Annotated in this window: 14 protein-coding genes; 5 read left to right on the forward strand and 9 right to left on the reverse strand. The window is 43.7% G+C overall.

From position 1 onward, the window contains the following. The coding region (locus DN062_RS16405; protein ID WP_133256776.1) for a choice-of-anchor K domain-containing protein at nt 1–2983 on the forward strand (2983 nt) is incomplete at its 5' end. Nucleotides 2984–3094: 111 nt separating this feature from the next. Here DN062_RS16405 and DN062_RS16410 read toward each other — a convergent pair. The 4 genes from DN062_RS16410 to DN062_RS16425 form a co-directional block, all read right to left on the reverse strand. Further along, complete coding sequence (locus DN062_RS16410) at nt 3095–4816, reverse strand: proline--tRNA ligase (RefSeq protein ID WP_112160385.1); 1722 nt, start codon at nt 4814–4816, stop codon at nt 3095–3097. Between the two features lie 85 nt (nt 4817–4901). After that, the gene (locus DN062_RS16415; RefSeq protein WP_112160386.1) at nt 4902–5378 is read right to left on the reverse strand and encodes a 2-thiouracil desulfurase family protein; all 477 of its coding nucleotides are present in this window, start codon (nt 5376–5378) and stop codon (nt 4902–4904) included. Nucleotides 5379–5477: 99 nt separating this feature from the next. Next, nucleotides 5478–6104 (reverse strand): response regulator transcription factor, encoded by a 627-nt coding sequence (locus DN062_RS16420; protein ID WP_112160387.1) that lies wholly within the window; start codon nt 6102–6104, stop codon nt 5478–5480. Next, nucleotides 6088–7617: a sensor histidine kinase gene (locus DN062_RS16425; protein ID WP_112160388.1), complete on the reverse strand. Its 1530-nt coding sequence runs from the start codon at nt 7615–7617 to the stop codon at nt 6088–6090. The genes DN062_RS16420 and DN062_RS16425 overlap by 17 nt, the downstream gene beginning before the upstream one ends. A gap of 122 nt (nt 7618–7739) precedes the next feature. Between DN062_RS16425 and DN062_RS16430 the strand changes: the two genes are divergently transcribed. Beyond that, entirely contained in the window at nt 7740–9383 is a 1644-nt protein-coding gene (locus DN062_RS16430; protein WP_112160389.1) for an acyl-CoA synthetase, read from the forward strand. Between the two features lie 52 nt (nt 9384–9435). Here the strand turns inward: DN062_RS16430 and gdhA are convergent, their stop codons facing one another. Further along, nucleotides 9436–10788 carry an NADP-specific glutamate dehydrogenase gene (gene gdhA, locus DN062_RS16435; protein WP_112160390.1) on the reverse strand — a complete coding sequence of 451 codons (1353 nt, stop codon included), beginning with the start codon at nt 10786–10788 and terminating at the stop codon, nt 9436–9438. A gap of 554 nt (nt 10789–11342) precedes the next feature. Here gdhA and nrdA point away from each other — a divergent pair. The 3 genes from nrdA to yfaE all read left to right on the forward strand — a co-directional run bounded on the left by nrdA (nt 11343) and on the right by yfaE (nt 15125). After that, on the forward strand, nt 11343–13607 hold the full coding sequence (nrdA, locus tag DN062_RS16440; RefSeq protein WP_112160391.1) for a class 1a ribonucleoside-diphosphate reductase subunit alpha: 2265 nt from the start codon (nt 11343–11345) through the stop codon (nt 13605–13607). A 112-nt stretch (nt 13608–13719) separates the two neighbouring features. Further along, on the forward strand, nt 13720–14850 hold the full coding sequence (nrdB, locus tag DN062_RS16445) for a class Ia ribonucleoside-diphosphate reductase subunit beta (protein WP_112160392.1): 1131 nt from the start codon (nt 13720–13722) through the stop codon (nt 14848–14850). A gap of 8 nt (nt 14851–14858) precedes the next feature. Further along, nucleotides 14859–15125 (forward strand): class I ribonucleotide reductase maintenance protein YfaE, encoded by a 267-nt coding sequence (gene yfaE / locus DN062_RS16450; protein ID WP_112160393.1) that lies wholly within the window; start codon nt 14859–14861, stop codon nt 15123–15125. Nucleotides 15126–15361: 236 nt separating this feature from the next. Here yfaE and nth read toward each other — a convergent pair whose 3' ends face one another. The 4 genes from nth to DN062_RS16470 all read right to left on the reverse strand — a co-directional run bounded on the left by nth (nt 15362) and on the right by DN062_RS16470 (nt 20343). Next, nucleotides 15362–16000 carry an endonuclease III gene (gene nth, locus DN062_RS16455; RefSeq protein WP_112160394.1) on the reverse strand — a complete coding sequence of 213 codons (639 nt, stop codon included), beginning with the start codon at nt 15998–16000 and terminating at the stop codon, nt 15362–15364. Beyond that, nucleotides 16001–16972 (reverse strand): sensor domain-containing diguanylate cyclase, encoded by a 972-nt coding sequence (locus tag DN062_RS16460; RefSeq protein WP_036510371.1) that lies wholly within the window; start codon nt 16970–16972, stop codon nt 16001–16003. It lies immediately after the preceding gene. Then, on the reverse strand, nt 16969–17979 hold the full coding sequence (locus DN062_RS16465) for a response regulator (protein WP_239995822.1): 1011 nt from the start codon (nt 17977–17979) through the stop codon (nt 16969–16971). The genes DN062_RS16460 and DN062_RS16465 overlap by 4 nt, the downstream gene beginning before the upstream one ends. 96 nt (nt 17980–18075) lie before the next feature. Then, nucleotides 18076–20343 carry a mechanosensitive ion channel domain-containing protein gene (locus DN062_RS16470; protein WP_205126764.1) on the reverse strand — a complete coding sequence of 756 codons (2268 nt, stop codon included), beginning with the start codon at nt 20341–20343 and terminating at the stop codon, nt 18076–18078. Between the last annotated feature and the right edge of the window lie 13 nt (nt 20344–20356).

Here is a 20356-nt window from a genome sequence, read left to right on the forward strand (position 1 = left end):
CATACAGTCTGTCACCATTGCAGGAATAGTTGTTACGCTTGAAGCACTAGAGGCTAGCAATGCAGCGCCTTTCAGCATCACAACACCTGAAGGCAACGTAATTGAAGTTGTTGGCTTTACAGAGGTTGGGGATAACGCGTACCAAGTAGATTACACCTTCGAATTGTTGAACCCGGTGACCCATCCTGCGCCTGGTACAGACGAGTTGGCAAAAGAGCCAATTAGTCTGTCAGTTACGGATCTGCGAGGAAATCTTGAAAGCTCTGAAGTAGAGGTGTCAATTGTTGACGATATCCCTGCAGCGGAAGATGTAAAAGAAAACATCGGTGTGGCCCTAACTGAAGCTGGAATCTCTGCTTTCAAAGCAGGCTTCTTGCTTGAAGAAACCACAGCTGTTAATGGAAGTGTATCAGGTGAAGTCCTCGATGCAGATGAATACGCAGATCGCTTAACTTGGGGGACACCTGCAAATGGTTCTCAAGGTTCAAGCTACGTATTTGAAGATAATGAGGACTTCCGTACGAGCGAAACCATTTTCACCGATCAGTTGATTGAATTGGGTACCTTTACTCACAATAACTTCCCGATTTTATCGTCTGGCTCTGTCCTGACGAGCACTGTATTGGAAGTTAAATTTACGTTGGTGATTGATGGAGTTGAGCAAGAAATTGTTGGTCGGGTGTTCTTGGAGCACGACGAAACACCAAATACAAATCCTGATCCACAAGCGCCTGAAAATGATGACATCATAACAATCACGAACATTGATTTTGTACAAACCTATGAAATTAATGATCGTATATATGAGTTCAGAATTAAGGGCTTCTTAGATCAAGACGGCAATATTGTTGATGAGATTAAAACGAAGGAGCAGGCTTCTAACTCATTTAAACTCTTTGCTGAATTGGCTTCAACGTCTGACTTACCTGTATTTGAAGGTCAGGTGGACTACTTCTGGGGTGCCGATGGCGCTGCTGATGAAGATCCAGTTATTTGGAAGGATATCGATGCTGCATCGGGTGTGATAGAAACTGATCTTGGTATTTTGTCCATCAACCCAGATGGCAGCTACAGTTATGAGGTGAAAGAGGAAGCTCGTGATAAGCTGCAATTAGGCGAAGTGCTGGTTGATCGATTCACCTACGTACTGAAGGATGCGGATGGCGACTTGGTTGAGTCTTCATTGGAAATTCATCTAAATGGCATTTCTAACTTCATCACAATGCAGGTCAGTGCACCAACGGTACAAGAGAAATTCTTGCCGGAAGGGTCTGCGGCTGGTGAAGGGTCGACTTCTGCAAGTGGTCAGGTAGTGATTACATCTGCTAATCCAATTACCTCGATCCTGATTGATGGCATTTTGTTGAATCAAGATCAGCTAAATGGCCTTGCAGATACGCCTTTAGTATTGACGACTGCGGCTGGAAACACAGTAACCTTAACGGGCTTTGAAGAGGGAGCGTCGGGTATCTACAAGTTAAACTATGAGTTTGATTTGACATCCCCTGAAGCGCATTCTGCACAGGGTGCGGACGAACTCTCTAAAGGGCTGTTCGACATTACTGTCACCAGTGCTAGTGGTGCTGAAGCGACTACTCAGCTTAAAGCCAATATCATTGATGATGTTCCAGTTGCGGCTGAAACAGAAGTGTCATTGGATGTTAGCCTTGTTGATACTAAGTTAGGTGCATTTGAAGCTGGGTTTATATTTGACCCATCGACTGCCACAGGTACCAATGTTGATCAAAAAGATTCCTTTGCTGATAAGCTTGAATGGGGTACACCTACTTCTGGTTCGCAACGCTCTGGTTATACCTTTGTCGATAATGAGGAACTTCGTGTTGAGACAGATATTGCACTCGATCAGTTGATTACATTGGGGATTTTCACCCATAACAATTTCCCAATCTCGTCAGGTTCAAGCAACTTTACGGGTACGGATCTTGTTGTTAAATTCAAACTCAGAATTGAAGGGAGTGATGAGCTACAAGAAATCACAACAACAATTACTTTATCTCACAACGAGACTCCGAACACTAACTCGACGCCAACTCATCCAGATAATGATGATATTGTCACTATTACGAATGTGGATGCTACGCAAACCTTTATCGTTAATGGTCGTGAATACCAGTTCCAAGTAAAAGGATTTATTGATCAAAATGGAAATGTGGTTGAGCAAATTCGTACGACTGAGACTCAGTCCAACTCGTTCGAACTTGTTGGACAGCTCATTTCGACCTACGCACTTCCATCGATTGAAGGTCAAGTTGACTACAACTTCGGTGCCGATGGTGCGGCAGTTGCAGATGCAGTGAAGTGGTCTGGCATTAATGCCGCATCTGGCACAATTGATGGAACGCACGGTAGCCTTACTATTCAAGAGGATGGTTCGTATACCTACATTGCTAAACCGGATGTGCTCTCGACACTGAAACCGAATGAGGTGGTTCAAGACTCCTTTACCTACATCTTAACAGATGCTGATGGTGATCAGGTTCAGTCCGTATTGACCATTAATCTGAATGGGAAAATAGCGCAAGCTGGCGAGGTGTTCAGAGGGGATGAAGGCGACAACACCATTCTGGGTGGCAGTGGCAATGACTTGATTATCGGTGGTCAAGGCAATGACATTCTCTTTGGTGGAGAGGGCGACGATGTCTTCAAGTGGGAACTCAATGATCAAGGAAGTGTGGGTGCCCCTGCTGTTGATGTCGTTAAAGACTTCTCAACAGGCAACAATGTGTTGGATTTGAAAGATCTATTGTCTGGAGAGTCTGAGTCAACCATCAATGACTTTATCTTGGCGGAACAAGACGGTGATTCTACCGTGTTGTTCATCAAGACTGATGGTGGCTTATTAGGCAATCCAGATAACGCTGATCAGAAGATCGTCTTAGAAGGGGTGCAAATGAATGGTGAAAGTTCGGCTGAATTCCTGAATGACTTGATTAACAAAGGTATGCTAAATATCGATAACTAAGCTAGAGCAATCCGGCTACTCGATGGATCGAGTAGCCGAGGTCTGATCATAAGGCTGGCACAAAAAAAGAGGCTCTTAATGAGCCTCTTTTTTTGCTAAAGCGATATTAACTTATGCGTTGCGAATATTGTTAACAAGCAACTCAAAAATATTGCTGAGATTGATATCCTGAGATTCCGCATCCTGACGCGCTTTATACTCAACCATACCATTTGTTAAGCCGCGGTCAGAAATAACCACTCGGTAGGGAATACCAATCAACTCCATATCCGCAAACTTAACACCGGGTCTTTCTTTGCGATCATCTAACAGTACATCAATGCCTGCCGCCGTCAATTGCGCATAAAGTGCATCCGCTTGTTGACGGACATCTTCAGATTTGTCGTAGTTTAAAGGTACCAACGCGACAGAGAAGGGGGCCAGTGCAACAGGCCAAACGATGCCTTTGTCGTCGTGGTTTTGCTCGATAGCTGAGGCAACGACACGCGTGATGCCGATACCATAGCATCCCATCTCCATAATAACGGATTTGCCATTTTCATCTAGGACGGTTGCATTCATGGCAGCAGAGTAGCTGTTACCCAGCTGGAAAACATGGCCAACTTCAATACCGCGTTTGATTTCAAGTTGCCCTGTGCCGCAGGGGCTTGGATCACCTGGCACAACATTGCGTAGATCTGCGACATCGGGTGTTGGAAGGTCTCTGTCCCAGTTGATACCAAAGTAATGTTTATCTTCAATATTCGCACCGGCACCAAAATCAGACATGCACTCTACAGTGCGGTCAATTATGCATGGAATAGGTAGGTTGATGGGACCTAAAGAACCGGGACCTGCACCGAGTAATGAACGAATTTCATCCTCTGTCGCAAAACACAAAGGCGCAGCAACGAGCGGATGTTTTTCCGCTTTGATTTCATTTAGCTCATGATCACCGCGAACCAATAACGCTACAAACTCAGCATCGGTTTGATCGCTGGCTTTGACGATCAGTGTTTTAACTGTTTTTTCAATGGGGAGATTAAACTGCTCGACCAGTTGTGCAATGGTCTTTGTATTAGGAGTATCTACCAGATACATGTCCTGCGTTGGTTCTGCGCGTGGATAGCTGGGTGCCAGAGCTTCTGCTTTTTCAATATTTGCCGCATAGGTTCCAGTATCTGAGAAGGCAATATCATCTTCGCCTGAGTCGGCAAGAACATGGAATTCATGAGATGAGTTACCACCAATGGAGCCGTTGTCAGCTAAAACAGGTCTGAAATCCAGTCCCATACGAGTAAAAATACGCGTGTAGGTATCGTACATCAGTTGATACGTTGCTTGAAGTGACTCTCTATTGGAGTGAAACGAGTAAGCATCTTTCATGATGAATTCGCGTGAGCGCATTACACCGAAACGAGGTCTTATTTCATCACGGAATTTTGTTTGAATTTGGTAGAAGTTAGCAGGAAGCTGCTTATAACTTTTTATCTCTCGGCGGATCATATCCGTGATGACTTCCTCATGAGTAGGCCCAACGCAAAAATCGCGATTGTGACGATCATTGAGGCGTAATAGTTCGGGACCATACTTTTCCCAACGCCCTGATTCCTGCCAGAGCTCGGCTGGTTGAATCGCCGGCATCAGCACTTCATGAGCACCTGATGCGTCCATTTCCTCACGAACGATACGTTCAGCTTTGCGTAACGTGCGAAGGCCCATGGGGAGCCAAGTGTAAAGCCCTGAAGCAAGCTTACGTATCATGCCAGCTCTAAGCATGAGTTGATGGCTGATCACCTCTGCATCTGCAGGTGTTTCTTTTAGAGTTGAGATTAAATATTGACTGGCACGCATAAGACTGATGTTCCGTAGTTGACGAAAATAGCCACCATTTTAGGTGGCTATGCCAAGTGTAACAAGTCTAGTGAGTGGATATTTGCTAAGCGGCGAAGCTCGCCTCTTCAACAAATTTAATTAATTCATCGATTTGGTCTTCATTGAAGACGGGGATGCCATTACGAATGAGTTCATCCGCTGCAACTCCTGGTGACCTTATCAAGGTATTGGAAAAGTTCCCGTCGTATATTTCGTTATTACCGCAAGAAGGACTTTTGGATTTCATCAGTGCACAGCATACGTGGTACTTCTTCGCAAGATCGAGTGTAGCTTCTGCTCCTGCTAAAAACTCCGGCGTCACATCGTCGCCTTTTTCCGTAGTAATTAGAATTGGAAATCTGGATTGTGTTTCGGCAGCTGGTCTTGGTGTTGGAAGCCCTCCAAGTGTTTCAGGGCAGGCCATAATCAATCTACCTTCAGTTTGCCATAGCCGTAACGTCGGATGCTGAAGAGGGCAGGTTTGACCGTCATAGCGAACTTTAGCGCCCAAAAGACAGGCGCTTACAAGAATTTTTAACATGTCGTAATCACTTTGGATGATTTATCGTTATTTTAGAGCATTTATTTTACGATTTTTTGACACGTTTGACTAATCGATTGCCTGTTACTTCGACCAAAGTTAAGACAATACAGGCCTGTATTGTTTAAGCAAAGCACTCATGTTCACCAATTCTGGAAGGTTCTCTGCATGCATTTTGCTCATGACTCTGGCTCTATGGACTTCAACTGTTTTGGGGCTTATTTTGAGAATCTCGGCAATTTCTCGATTGGCATTGCCTGCAGTGACTAAGGACATTACCTCCTTTTCGCGTCCACTTAATTGATCATAGTGCTGAAAGACTTTCTGTTCTTCTCGGTAAGACGCAAAACGTAGATGAGCTTCCGTCAGTCCTTTTTCGACAAGGCTTAAGAGTAATTTGTCGTCAAAAGGCTTTTCAATAAAATCTAAAGCACCTGCTTTAATCGCATTAACGGCCATTGGAATGTCGCCATGACCGCTGATTAGAATGATTGGTAACGGAATATGCTTTTCGGACAGTATTTGTTGCAAGGCTAAGCCATTGGTTCCAGGCATACGAACATCAAGTAATAAGCAGCCCATGCTGAGATCGTATTCTTGTAGAAAACGATCAGCCGAGTCATAGTGTTTAACAATATATCCTGCTGATTCAAGCAGCCAACACATTGAGTCACGGAAATCTTGATCGTCGTCGACTAAAAATACCGTTTTATTGCTTTGGCTCATGTTGGGCCCTCATAGGAAGTTTAAATAAGAAATGACTGCCGGCAACGCCGTTAGGTTCTAACCATAGTTGGCCCCCATGGCTTTCAATTAAGCTGCGAGCAATCGAAAGCCCCATACCTAGCCCACTTGTTTTGTTCGTGGTAAAAGGATCGAATAAGGTACTTTGAAGGCCTAAGTCAATTCCGCCTGCATTGTCAGAAACTTTGACTATTATGAAGTTTTTTTCAATGGATGTGCAGAGTATGACATAACGTAATGCAATGTTCTTATGTGAGTAAGCTTCAATTGCATTTCGAACTAAATTCATAATGACCTGCTCAATTTGTACGCGGTCACCTTCAACCTTAGGTGTTCTTGGATCCAGCTCAAAAATAAATTCAATTTTTTGATCAGTTGCCTCTTGCTTCAAGAACTCTGCTACCTCGTGACAACAATCGTTGATCGAAACAATTGTGCGTTGGTAGTCTGTTCTTTGAACGAAGCGGCGAATACGCTTAATAATTTCAGCTGCTCTGTGGGCTTGGCGAGAAATGAGTTTTAGGGCATGTTTAGCATGCTCAAGTTGTGTAATTTGCTGTTCTTCTATTTGTCTGAGTGTACCGTTACTGTAGTTTAAAATGGTGGCAAGCGGTTGGTTGACCTCATGTGCAAGCTCCGTGGCCATTTCACCGACCGATAAAAGTCGTGACAAATGTGCCATTTCAGTTTGCTGTCGCTTTGCTTGCTCTTCTGCTTTCCTTTCAAGGGTTACGTCACGGCCAATCAGGGTGTAATACTCAACTTGAGCACGATTGTTTCGGTCGCGGTGGGCAATAATTTCCCTTAGTTCGGCCATGCATTCACTGTCTTTCGGTAAATCCAGTATTAAGGTACCGTTCCAGCTACCTGTGTTGGCGGCACTTTCTAATGCAGCCATAACGTGTGACTTGAAATACTTAGGCTCAAAAAATAGCGATAGAGTGTGAGGGGGGTGCGCGTGGGTGTTAATTGATAATGTACGTTGCGCCGACTCATTCAAATAGGTTAGTTCAAGGCCTTGTTGGCTGCAGAATAGAATGATATCAGATGAGGCCTCAACCACGCGTGCAAGGCGTCTGGTGGCCTGTAAGGCCAATTCACGCTCTGTCACATCTCTGGAAACACAGATGACTTCGATGGGTTGATTGTCATCATCTTTGATCGTTCTGCTGGTTGTCTCAAACCATACATAATGCCCATTTTTATGTCGATAGCGATACACATTGGTGTAGAGGCCGTCGCGATATCTCACACTGTCCGCGCGGTTTTTTAAATTATCAGCGTCTTCTGGATGAAATAAAGCGTATCCTGATGTACCTATGATTTCATCTGCTGTAAATCCTAACAAGGGTTCAATAGCTGGATTGACATCAATAAAAACCCAATCAGGGGTTGCGCTATGGCGTGAAATTAAATCTGTCGACTGTTCTGCGAGTAATCGATAGCGGTCGGCTTCTTTGAGCAGCTCATTATAGGTATCTTGATTGGGTTTCATGCGAGCGTATCCTTATTGTTTTAAGCGCATGTATCTATTTATAAGACTATAAGACGTCTTGTCAAATAAGGGAAAGTACGTATGATGAGAAGAGGATGTCAGGGATACTACCGGAGAACAAAATGTCCAATTCAAATCATAATCCTTACGTGTTAGGGCTTGAGCAAAACCAAGCCAACTATACACCTTTAAGCCCTTTGAGTTTTATTGCAAGAGCTGCTGATGTTTATCCAAATCGACTTGCTGTTGTGCATCATACCACGCGCAGAACTTGGGCTGAGACTTATCAACGTTGCTGCCAACTTGCGAGTGCATTGCAAAAAAGAGGAATTGGTAAGGGAGATACCGTCGCGGTAATGGCTCCTAACTTGCCAGAACTCTTTGAGGCTCATTTCGGTGTTCCAATGGTGGGTGCCGTACTTAATGCGCTGAATGTTCGTTTAGATGCAGAAGCCATTGCATTTATATTGCAGCATGGTGAAGCGAAAGTTGTCATAACCGATCGTGAGTTTTCAGAAGTTATACAACGCGCTGTACGAATGATTGCTCATAAGCCAATCGTCATTGATATTGATGATATTTCATATGAAGGTGGCGAACTGATCGGTGAAATGGACTATGAAGCTTTTATAGCTGAAGGGGAAACGTCATTCAACTGGGCGCTTCCAGAAAGTGAATGGGATGCCATCACTTTAAATTACACGTCGGGTACGACAGGCGACCCTAAGGGTGTTGTGTATCACCACCGTGGTGCGTATTTGAATGCGATCAGCAATGTTGTTTCATGGGACATGGGAAGTCATCCGGTTTACTTATGGACCTTGCCCATGTTTCATTGTAATGGTTGGTGTTTTCCTTGGGCGCTAGCTGCAACAGTTGGTGTTAGTGTGTGTTTGCGTCATGTTAGAGCGGATGCGATATACGGTGCAATTAAGTCTGAAAAAGTCAATCACTTCTGTGGTGCTCCGATTGTGCTGAATATGTTAAACAATGCACCAGACGAAATGAAAGAGGGGATTGAGCATCAAGTGAAAGTGATGACCGCGGGTGCTGCACCTCCAGCTTCGGTTATTGAAGGAATGGAAGCGATGGGCTTTAAGGTGACCCATGTTTATGGTTTGACAGAAACCTATGGTCCAAGTGTTGTCTGCGCATGGCATGATGAGTGGGATGAGAAGTCTGCTACAGAGAAAGCTCGCTTGAAATCAAGACAAGGTGTGAGAGCGCCTATGCTTGAGGCATTGATGGTGGCGAATCCTGAGACGCTTGAGCCTGTTGCGAAGGATGGTAAAACCCTCGGAGAAATTTTCATGAAAGGCAATTTGGTTATGAAGGGGTACCTTAAAAATCCTTCAACTACCGATAAGTCATTTCAAGGTGGATGGTTTCATTCGGGGGATTTGGCTGTGTGGCATGAGGATGGCTACATTGAGATTAAAGATCGCTCAAAAGATATTATTATTTCAGGCGGTGAAAATATCTCATCAATCGAAGTGGAAGATGTGTTGTATCGCCATCCTGCCATCATGGAAGCGGCCGTCGTTGCGATGAATGATGAAAAGTGGGGAGAAGTCCCCTGTGCCTTTGTTACACTCAAGGCATCGGCCTCTATTGTACCTTCGGAAGAGGATGTAATTCAGTTTTGTCGTGAAAATATGGCAAAGTTTAAAGCACCCAAAAAAGTCATTTTTTGTGACTTGCCGAAAACGTCTACTGGGAAGATCCAGAAGTTTGTACTTAGAGATCAAGCAAACCTGAAAGGTTAGCTTTCTGAAGATCTACCCCACGAGCACTTTTAAGAACTCGTGGGGTAGTGTATTACATTAAACCTTGTTCAATCATGGCATCAGCCACTTTTCTAAAGCCAGCAATATTCGCTCCCAGCACTAAATTATATGGATGATCAAACTCGCGAGCGGCAGAAATACTTCTTTCATAGATGCCAGCCATAATTCCTTTTAAGCGCTCATCGACCGCTTCAAATGTCCACTGTGTCATGCTGGCGTTTTGAGCCATTTCCAATTGGCTGGTGGCAACACCACCAGCATTCGCGGCTTTGCCTGGACCATAACATATGCGTGCCTGAATAAAGCGATCAACGGCCTCAGCTGTTGATGGCATGTTTGCACCTTCACTAATACAGGTTACGCCATTCTCTAATAGGCACAGAGCATCGGCTTCTGTTAATTCGTTTTGCGTGGCGCTTGGAAAAGCCGCCTGAGCCTTGTAGCGCCATACCGCATGCCCATCTTTAGGGTAGTGAGAAGAGGGCGTATATTCAGCATCAGGGTGAAATTCAAGATAGTGCTCAAGAGAGACTCGGCGTTGTTCTTTGAGTTCTTTTAATGCAGCAAGGTCGATCCCTTTTTTATCATAGATGGTTCCTTGTGAGTCTGAACAGGTAACAGGAAGTGCACCGAGTTCATAGAGTTTTTCGATGGTGTAAATGGCAACATTGCCCGCTCCCGACACTAAACAGACTTTGTCTTTTAAATGATCGCCTTTGTCAGATAGCATGTTTTGTGCGAAATACACGGCACCATAGCCTGTGGCTTCTTTGCGTGCCAATGAGCCACCCCATTTTAAACCCTTGCCTGTTAGAACGCCTTCGTAGCTTCCTGTAAGACGTTTGTATTGCCCATAAAGGTAACCTATCTCACGAGCACCGACACCTATGTCGCCCGCTGGAACATCGACCGTTGCACCAATATGACGATAGAGTTCAGTCATAAATGCTTGGCAGAAACGCATGATCTCATTGTCTGAGCGGCCCTTAGGGTTAAAGTCTGATCCACCTTTTCCACCTCCTATAGGAAGGCCAGTCAGAGCATTTTTGAAAATCTGCTCAAAGCCTAAAAATTTGATGATGCCAGCGTTAACGCTTGGATGAAAACGAAGACCGCCTTTATAAGGGCCAAGTGCTGAATTAAATTGAATTCGATAGCCTTTATTGACTTGAACACGTCCGGCATCATCATGCCATACGACTCTAAACATGATTTGGCGCTCAGGCTCGACAATGCGCTCAATGATGCCTTCTTCACGATAATGCTTGTCTTTATCTAGAAGAGGGCGTATCGAATCTAAGACCTCTTCAGCCGCTTGATAAAATTCTGTTTGTGCCGGGCTGCTTCTTTGTAAGCGCTGGAGAGTGTCATGTACGTAAGGCATGGTAAGAAAATCCTAAAGAGTTAATGCACTAAATTAGTACTAATGATATCTTCTGTGCACTAATTTGGTAAATGTCTATTGGTGTAATATTGATGGAAAAACTACTTTAAACAGGATTTTTCTATATTTATTATTTGTTTGTAGTGTTTTTTCTTGTTTTTTATGAGCTCTAATATAGTGCTATACGCGTCATTGATTTGTTCATTTTAGTGCAAATTGTCTGTTTTTGCTTCTTGTAGCATTGTTTTTGTTTAGTTCTCGCAGGTCGTGCTCTGCAGCTATGCTCAGTTTATTATGAAAAAAAATCACTTAAAATTTCTGGTCGTCGTCACGTTCTTCAAAGCCGCGTAGACGCTGGTTTTTCTTTCATTTTCACCCAGTCTCTACACCCTAATTGCTGCTAAATCAAGAGTTGAAAAAATCTTCAAAACAACTATATTTGGTGTCTTGTTTATCAATGCACACAATATATAGTGTTTTTAGTTTAAAAAATGACCAGGTGTTGTTCGCGTCTGGTGGTCTACAGTAATGATCAAAAACGGAAGAGTATGACGATGCAAAAAAATCTGATGGTGACTAAGCGAAACGGGCGGCAGGAACCTATAGATCTTGAAAAAATACACCGTGTGATCATCTGGGCCGCTGAGGGTCTCCAAAATGTGTCAGTCTCTCAAGTTGAGCTAAGCGCTCATATTCAGTTTTACGAGGGGATAAAGACATCTGATATTCATGAAACCTTAATTAAGTCAGCAGCCGATCTAATATCTGAAGAGGCTCCTGACTACCAGTACCTTGCTGCACGTTTGGCAATTTTCCATTTGAGAAAGCGTGCGTTTGGTTCATTTGATGCGCCGGATCTATACACCCATGTGCGCTCAATGGTTGAGCTGAACCGCTATGATACTCATTTATTAGAAGACTATTCGCAAACAGAATTTGAAGCATTAAACGACTATATAGACCATGGTCGTGACATGAATTTCAGTTATGCCGCCGTTAAGCAGCTAGAAGGTAAGTACCTTGTTCAGAATCGTGTGACTGGACAAATTTACGAGAGCCCACAAATATTGTATATGCTCGTGTCTGCGTGTTTGTTTGCATCCTATCCTAGAGATACACGTTTAGACTACGTTAAACGTTTTTATGATGCGACGTCTTTGTTTAAATTGTCACTGCCAACACCGATTATGGCAGGGGTTCGAACCCCAACTCGCCAATTTAGCTCTTGTGTATTGATTGAAGCGGATGATAGCCTTGATTCGATTAATGCGACGGCGTCGGCGATTGTTAAGTATGTATCGCAACGCGCTGGTATTGGTATTAATGCTGGCAGAATCCGCGCGATCGGCAGTCCTATTCGTGAAGGTGAGGCCTTCCATACGGGCTGTATACCCTTTTATAAGCACTTTCAGACAGCGGTTAAATCTTGTTCGCAAGGTGGCGTTAGAGGAGGGGCGGCAACACTGTTTTATCCTCTATGGCACTTAGAAGTCGAGTCTTTGTTAGTTCTTAAGAATAACAGAGGCGTTGAAGAAAACCGTGTTCGTCACTTAGATTACGGTGTACAGATCAATAAGTTGATGTATCAGCGCTTGATTAAAGGGGAGTTCATTACTCTTTTTAGTCCGCATGAGGTGCCTGGTTTATACGATGCTTTTTTTGCTGATCAAGATGAGTTTGAGCGCTTGTACGTACAGTATGAGCAGGATCCATCGATTCGTAAGCAGTCAATAAAAGCCGTAGAGTTGTTTGGAATCTTGGCAGCCGAGCGGGCATCTACGGGACGTATTTACATACAGAACGTAGATCATTGCAATACACACAGCCCATTCGACCCTGCAGTTGCTCCGGTACGCCAATCGAACCTGTGCCTGGAGATTGCATTACCCACCAAGCCATTGAACGATATCAACGATCCTAATGGTGAGATTGCTCTGTGTACCTTGTCCGCGTTTAACCTAGGTGCGCTTGAAAGTTTGAATGAGCTTGAAAATTTATCAGACTTGATAGTACGCGCATTGGATAATCTTCTTGATTATCAGGATTACCCCATCTTGGCGGCTAAAAATGCCACCATGAATCGCAGAACCTTGGGAGTAGGGGTAACCAATTTTGCTTACTACCTAGCTAAAAATGGTGTTCGTTATTCGGATGGTTCCGCCAATGGTTTGGTACACCGCACCTTTGAGGCCATTCAATACCATTTATTAAAAGCTTCAAATCAGTTGGCGAAAGAGAAAGGACCTTGTCCAAAATTTAATGAGACAACCTATGCGAAAGGACTTTTGCCGATTGATACCTATAAGCGCGATGTTGACAGTTATTGTGAAGAGCCATTGCATTATTTCTGGGAAACACTGCGTGAGGATATTCGGGAGTTTGGCTTACGTAACTCGACGTTGACTGCGTTGATGCCCTGTGAAACTTCATCGCAAATTACGAACTCGACAAATGGAATTGAACCCCCAAGAGGCTTTGTGTCAGTTAAATCGAGTAAAGATGGAATAATGAAACAAGTCGTGCCTGAGTTCGTTGAGTTGAAGTCTCAATATGAATTGCTGTGGAGTATTCCGAGTAACGAAGGTTACTTGCAACTCGTGGGTATTATGCAAAAATTTGTTGATCAAGCGATTTCAGCCAATACCAACTATGACCCTACACGTTTTCCAGGCGACAAGGTGCCGATGAAGCAGTTGTTGAAGGATTTGTTGACGGCTTACAAGTATGGTTTAAAAACACTCTACTATCACAATACTCGTGATGGCGCGTCAGATCAGCAGGATGATGCTGGGTGTGAAGGCGGTGCGTGCAAGCTTTAAATCCAAACGCTTAGCCAGGCTCTGAAGCTCAGCTGATTTCGTAACTGTGGTGTTTAACGACACCGCAGTTTTGTATTTTATTAGTGACCACTTTTTCAAGGTTTTTCACTTTATGTCTTATTCTACTTTTAATCCTAGCGACCATGATGCGACGTTGGAACCGATGTTTTTCGGACGGAGTGTCAATGTTGCTCGTTATGACAAGCAAAAGTACTCAATATTTGAAAAGTTGATTGAAAAGCAGCTTTCGTTCTTTTGGCGTCCAGAGGAGATTGATCTTACAAAGGATCGCAAAGACTTTAATGATATGCCAGATCATGAGCGTCATATCTTTTTAAGTAATTTAAAGTATCAGACGCTGTTGGACTCTGTTCAAGGCCGCTCTCCCAATATCGCATTTTTACCTGTGGTTTCATTGCCTGAACTGGAAACATGGTTTGAAACTTGGGCGTTTAGTGAAACGATACACAGTCGCTCTTACACCCATATCATCCGCAACATCATCACTGAGCCTTCGGTTGTGTTTGATCAGATTGTGACAAACCCAGAAATTGTCAAACGTGCAGAGTCTGTTACGCGTTTGTATGATGAGTTTATTGAGCTTGTCACAGTTTACAGTTTGTATGGTCCTGGTAAGAAGTTGATTGGTGACAGAGAATTAGACGCGTCGATGTACAATTTAAAGCGAAAGCTTTATCTGACCTTGGTGTCGGTCAATGTATTAGAAGCGATACGTTTTTATGTCAGCTTTGCGTGTTCTTTTGCGTTTGCTGAGCGAGCCATTATGGAAGGGAATGCAAAGATTATTCGTCTGATTGCGCGAGATGAAGCACTTCATCTTACAGGTACTCAGCAAATGTTGAATATTTTAGCGTCTGGCCGTGATGATCCTGACTTCAAGTCGATCGCACAAGAGTGTAAACCCGACGTCTACGAAATTTTTAGGGAGGCTGCGCAGCAAGAAAAAGACTGGGCTGTCTACTTATTCAGTCAAGGCTCGATGATTGGTTTGAATGCTAGAATTTTGGGCGATTATGTTGAGTACATCACAAATGTGCGGATGAAGGCGCTGAACCTCGAAGAGATTTTTCCTGCTAGGCAAAATCCATTGCCCTGGATGAATGCATGGTTGGTGAGTGACAATGTCCAAGTAGCGCCTCAAGAGTCAGAAATCAGTTCGTATTTGGTTGGCCAGATTGATAATGATGTCGAAACCGAAGACTTTGATGGGTTCGATCTTTAGGAGACAGAATGTCTGGGATTCCACGTATAAAAGTGAATAACTACCATACCTTTTATTATCAGTATGAGTATTCCCTATTAGATGCGTTAGAGGCTCAGTCTATTCCCGCACCTTACAATTGTCGCGGCGGCTACTGTGGTTGTTGTAGGGTACGTTTATTGGATGGAGAGGTTGAGCAAGTTCAAGATGCGTTGGTTGATGTGGCTGGGGATGAGGTACTTGCTTGTTGTTGTCGTCCTCGCACTCATATAGAGATCGAAATTCCAGATTCTTGATATCTATTCACAAGGTCCCAACAGGTGTTGGGATCGTCAATTCTTTTGTTTTTTTCGGGTTTGCAAATAATTGTCAAGAAGTATATGCTTGATTCTTAACTGAAGTTTCTGCTGCATGTTTTTTTATCAATTTGCTGTGTGCTTAGAGGCACGTGGCCTCCAGTGATTCATCCCAAATAAACTCACAGCTTTATCCACAGATTGTGTGGGTAAGTCATGCCGCACAATGGGACGGGTTAAGCCTCTTCTGTTTTGTTTTTGTATTCACACAGGTCCTCAATAATGCAGGCGCCACACTTGGGTTTGCGCGCGATGCATACATAGCGTCCGTGTAGGATAAGCCAGTGATGGGCATCTAATAAAAACTCTGTTGGTATGAATCGTACCAGCTTATTTTCAACCTCAAGTACATTTTTGCCCGGTGCTATGCGAGTACGATTGGATACACGAAAAATATGCGTATCTACCGCCATGGTTGGCTGTCCAAATGCTGTATTTAACACAACATTTGCAGTTTTTCGTCCAACCCCAGGAAGAGCCTCTAATGCTTCACGAGTGGAGGGAACGGAGCTGTTATGGAGTTCAATGAGCAGCTGACACGTTTTAAGAATATTTTCTGCTTTACTGTTGTACAAGCCAATGGTGCGAATATAACTTTTTAGGTTTTCGAGCCCAAGAGATAAAATCAACTCAGGGGTATTGGCAACAGGAAAGAGCTTGCGTGTCGCTTTATTGACACCGACGTCAGTCGCTTGAGCAGATAAGATGACTGCAATTAACAATTCGAAGGGAGTTGAGTACTCCAGTTCGGTCGTCGGGTGCGGGTTTTGCTCGCGTAAACGAGAGAAAATCTGGTGGCGTTTGCTTGCGTTCATTTAATCATAATCGGCAAGGGTTACTTGATTGCGTCCACGCTCTTTGGATCGATATAGCGCTTGGTCTGCATCGTTTAGCCATTGGTTGTAGTCTGTATAGCCCTTGTCAGACACGGAAATGCCAAGGCTTACTGTGACATAGAGATCAAGGTTGTCGACTTGGATAACTGTGTTTTCGATAGCTTCTCTGAGTCGCTCAGCAAAAATTTTCGCGTTACCTATAGGCGTATTGATCAGCAGGATAGCAAACTCCTCACCACCATAACGCCCAGCAAGATCCGTCGTGCGGGTAAACATTGTAATGCATTTGGATATTTTCCGAATGACTTCGTCACCAACAAGGTGACCATGCGTGTCATTCACTTTTTTAAAGTAATCAATATCCAGCATGACCAGCGAGCTTTTTTGTTGAGTTCGACAAAAGCGCTCAAATTCGCTTTTAATACAGCTTTCGAGATACCCGCGATTGCTAAGTCCTGTAAGCTGATCTGTAATACTTAGACGTGACAGTTCCTGGTTGGCATTGAGTAAGCTTAAGCGGTTTGTAGCTGCATCGGTTACGTCATAGATGATGATTGCAACGTGATCGACTTCTCCCTGAGCATTTTTGAGTGGCAGCAAGGTTGCATTCTGGTACATATGACGAGCACTGCCCGTAATGGGTCGGTAACTCTTGAACTTAAATAGCCAAGGTCTTTCTTCCCATGTTGTGAACGCACTATTGTCCAGCATGATGACTGTCTGAATTTTTCGGCGCAGCCAGTCTTCAGGAAGGTCGGTAAACTTAGAGAATAAATGAGCATTTAACATATGCTCTGCACTAATGCCTGAATGATTCACCATAAATGTGTTCCAAAGCCTGACAGTAAACGCTTTATCCAAAACAACAATGCCAACATCAAGGTGTTGAATCAGATTTAACTGCCACTCCAATGAATTGTCTTGATTGAAGGTAGGTAGGCTGTGAATCATGTAAGTTGCTCCATGCGCTCAGAGAGCGATGACAGTGAGTCCTCAGTGAATAATACCAAGAGATCGCAGCTAATATTTGTGTTTTCGATCGTGTATTCAATTTCGATGGACAGCGTATTTTTCCATTCAGCTGGGTTTTGTTGAAGGTTAGGTGCTTGGCAGTGCTGGCCTAGTATCTGAGGTGTTCCTTGACTAAATTCAACATTTATTAATTGACCAAAATTACGGATAAAAGCACCAACAAGTACATTGGTGATATCCATGAGAAGTTCACGTTCCGCTGCTTCATTGATATCGCCATTATATTTGAGCAATTGAGCGATTTGCGAAATATTTGATTCTTTAAACATCAGTAGGGCTTCGCCGGCAATGCTCTTACCTATAAAGCCTTGGCATACGGTAGTGATTGGGTCGAAACCACTGCTGGCTTGCAGGGCCATATCAACCTCAGCAATGCTTATTAGCTGTACTTTAGGCACAGGCAAGTGCACAAAAACATTCAATAGTTTTGCTAATAAGCCCGCCGCTCGACCCATTGCAACGTTTGCGGTTTCACGCGCAAGGTCAAACATATCCTTAGGGATATCTTCGGCAGATGCAGAGAATTGAGTTGAGGTTGAGGTTCTAGCTTGCAGCTCATCTAGTAGCCCGTAGGCTTTTAAAGATTCGCAGAGGATATGTTCATTGATGGGTTTGTTGATAAAGCCGATTGCGCCAAGAGACATGACGCGAATTTGTGCATCCTCTTGAATATCGCCTGAGACAACGATAACCAAGCAGGGCAGGTCATCACGACGGACACGTTCAAGAACTTGATAGCCATCCATAATCGGCATGTTAAGATCTAGGAACATGATATGCCCTTTACCCGCACGAATCGCTTCAAGCGCTTGAAGTCCGTGCTCGGCTTGAGTAATGTCAACATTCCAATGAGAAAGGGCACGAGCCATTTGCTTTCTAGCTAAGCGAGAATCATCGCAAATGACAACGGGTATTGATTGTGCCACGTAAAACGCTCCGATTAAGATGTTTTATTCTTTTAGATGATGAGAGTAACCAAAATTTAACCTTCATGCAATTTGATTACTCTTATTCAAAATCAGCTAGTTATCGGGTTCCTCATAATCACCACGAACATCTGTATTGGTGCGTGCTTTATCAGCATCAACATCGCTATTTAAGGAGCGTTGCTGCGATGAAGGCATTTTGACAATATTGATCGGTGCCGGTGGTGCAGATCCGTCTTTGTTTTGTCCGAAGTAAACAGTCAGATGCGGGAAAGGAATTTCCACACCAGCTGCATCAAGATGGCGCTTAACTAAGCGGTTATAGGCTCTGCCCACACCCCATTGTGATCCTGGTAATGTTTTTATTCGAACTCGAATGTTAACTGCATTATCTCCAAACTCGGTAATACCCTGTACTTCAAGTTCGTCCATTATGACGGCTTGCATGTCGGAATCAGTCATTAACTCATCAAAAGCTTCTCTTAAGCGGGCAATGACTTCATCCGTGTCTTCACGATAGGCAACACCATATTCGCCCACGTGGTAGCCAAAGCCTCTCATGTAGTTCGACACGCTTGTAATGGATGAAAAAGGGATGAGGTGGTATGTACCAAAACGATCTCGTAAGCCTAGTGAGCGAATGGTTAGATTTTCGGCAGTGCCTGTAATTCCATCTGCAGTGACAACATCACCCGTATTAATGGCATTTTCTAACTGAATAAATACCCCAGTGATGACATCTTTAACCAAGGTTTGAGCTCCAAAACCTATAGCTAAACCAATAACACCTGCACCGGCGATTAATGGGCCAATATTAATGCCAAGCTCAGCTAAGGTTATCATCGCAGTTAAAACGGTTAAGCTGATCATGACTGCGTTGCGAAAAAGCGTGAGTAGTGTTTTTTCTCTAGCGCTGGGTTCGCCTGATCCTGTGTTAGGATTTAATCTGTGTTCAACCCAGCTGGCAAAGGCAATCCAGAGTAACTTAGATATAATTAAAATTAACGCAACACTAAGCATCATGCTAACAAAGCGTGTACCACTGCTTGATGCTAGCCATGTATTCAGGTTGAACAAACCCCAAGCATCCAAAATCAACGCCATGACGATCAGCATAATCACTAAGCGAATGATCTTCAGTGATGTCGGTATGAAGCCATTTAGACGTGCTTCAAGTGCGGGAAACCGTAATTTTGTTTCTTCAGGAATGCGAATTTGTCTGGAAATAATTTGAGTTAATAGTGCAGAGATGAATAGCCCTGAGCCGACAGCTATTAAAGTTTGTAAGCTGGCTTGTAACATAATAGGAAGTGCATCTTCTGGTCTGATAACCGTTACCAGTAAAAGACCTGCAAAGTAGGCAATTGAAATGACATGCCAGCTACGGGCAAGCATATTCAGTAATACTGTCGTAAATGCAAAATCTGCTTCTTCTGCGCGTGCTTTAATTTGAGAAGATACACGTGCTTTATTTTGCATGATGATGGCAAATGCATAAGTGAATGCCACGAGCATAATCAACAAGCTCACGAAACGCCCTAAAACGGGGGTCAGGTGAAAGTTGATAACTGGGACCAGTAACAGCATGCCATAACCAATAAAGCCGCTTAAGCGGGCGATCCAAGTGTTCCAGTACGCAGAGGTCTCTGCACACATGGGTAAAAGACGTAAACCATCAAACCTTGATGAAAACACCATACGGACAATGGCTTTAAAGGCTTCAATTAAAAGAAAAGCATTCAAAAACAATGATTGAGTCGAGTCCATGCCACCCAGTTCACCGACAAGCAGTAGCGCTACACCGTAGCCTGCAACCCAAGCCAAGCCGACAGCAAAGAGATCTGCTACAGCGGCAAATACAACCGCAAATAAGCGCACTAATAATGGAGCAAAAACACTGCTTCGCGTTGTCCAGCCGTCAGCCATTCGAAACAATGGAATAAGAAGTCTACGAAGGATAAAAAAGCTTAAGAGGGTTGCTAAAATTACATAACCAAGATTCAATACGCTCAGGATGATTGTCGCCCAATCAATCGACGATCCTTCATCTGTTAAGCTATTCAGGGCATCTACGCCTGATATAACTTGGCTGACCAGTTCTTCAGCTATAAATTGTGTTTGATTTGCAATTTGACGCGCCAAGGAAACGTTGTCCCCTGACGCATCGATTGCTGCTTCTTCAGGTGGCGTGGCCAATGTTCGTAAATCTTGAATAAGCTGTGCTCTGAGAGCATCATTTTCAAGTAAGGCAGCTAATGCTTCGTAAGATTGGCTTTCTTCCGTTTCAGCTTTGACGGATGAAAAGGTAGTCAATATCAATGCAAAGGATAATAAGCAGCGACATAGCCAAATATTTATTTGCAAAACATCCTCCTGG

Origin of the sequence: Nitrincola tibetensis (assembly GCF_003284585.1) — a bacterium.
GTDB classification, from domain to species: Bacteria; Pseudomonadota; Gammaproteobacteria; order Pseudomonadales; family Balneatricaceae; genus Nitrincola; species Nitrincola tibetensis.

Coding starts and splice junctions, on each gene's coding strand:
- DN062_RS16410 (WP_112160385.1), bottom strand. CDS start 4,816: ATGCGTGCCAGTCAATATTTAATCTCAACTCTAAAAGAAACACCTGCA.
- DN062_RS16415 (WP_112160386.1), bottom strand. CDS start 5,378: ATGTTAAAAATTCTTGTAAGCGCCTGTCTTTTGGGCGCTAAAGTTCGC.
- DN062_RS16420 (WP_112160387.1), bottom strand. CDS start 6,104: ATGAGCCAAAGCAATAAAACGGTATTTTTAGTCGACGACGATCAAGAT.
- DN062_RS16425 (WP_112160388.1), bottom strand. CDS start 7,617: ATGAAACCCAATCAAGATACCTATAATGAGCTGCTCAAAGAAGCCGAC.
- DN062_RS16430 (WP_112160389.1), top strand. CDS start 7,740: ATGTCCAATTCAAATCATAATCCTTACGTGTTAGGGCTTGAGCAAAAC.
- gdhA (WP_112160390.1), bottom strand. CDS start 10,788: ATGCCTTACGTACATGACACTCTCCAGCGCTTACAAAGAAGCAGCCCG.
- nrdA (WP_112160391.1), top strand. CDS start 11,343: ATGCAAAAAAATCTGATGGTGACTAAGCGAAACGGGCGGCAGGAACCT.
- nrdB (WP_112160392.1), top strand. CDS start 13,720: ATGTCTTATTCTACTTTTAATCCTAGCGACCATGATGCGACGTTGGAA.
- yfaE (WP_112160393.1), top strand. CDS start 14,859: ATGTCTGGGATTCCACGTATAAAAGTGAATAACTACCATACCTTTTAT.
- nth (WP_112160394.1), bottom strand. CDS start 16,000: ATGAACGCAAGCAAACGCCACCAGATTTTCTCTCGTTTACGCGAGCAA.
- DN062_RS16460 (WP_036510371.1), bottom strand. CDS start 16,972: ATGATTCACAGCCTACCTACCTTCAATCAAGACAATTCATTGGAGTGG.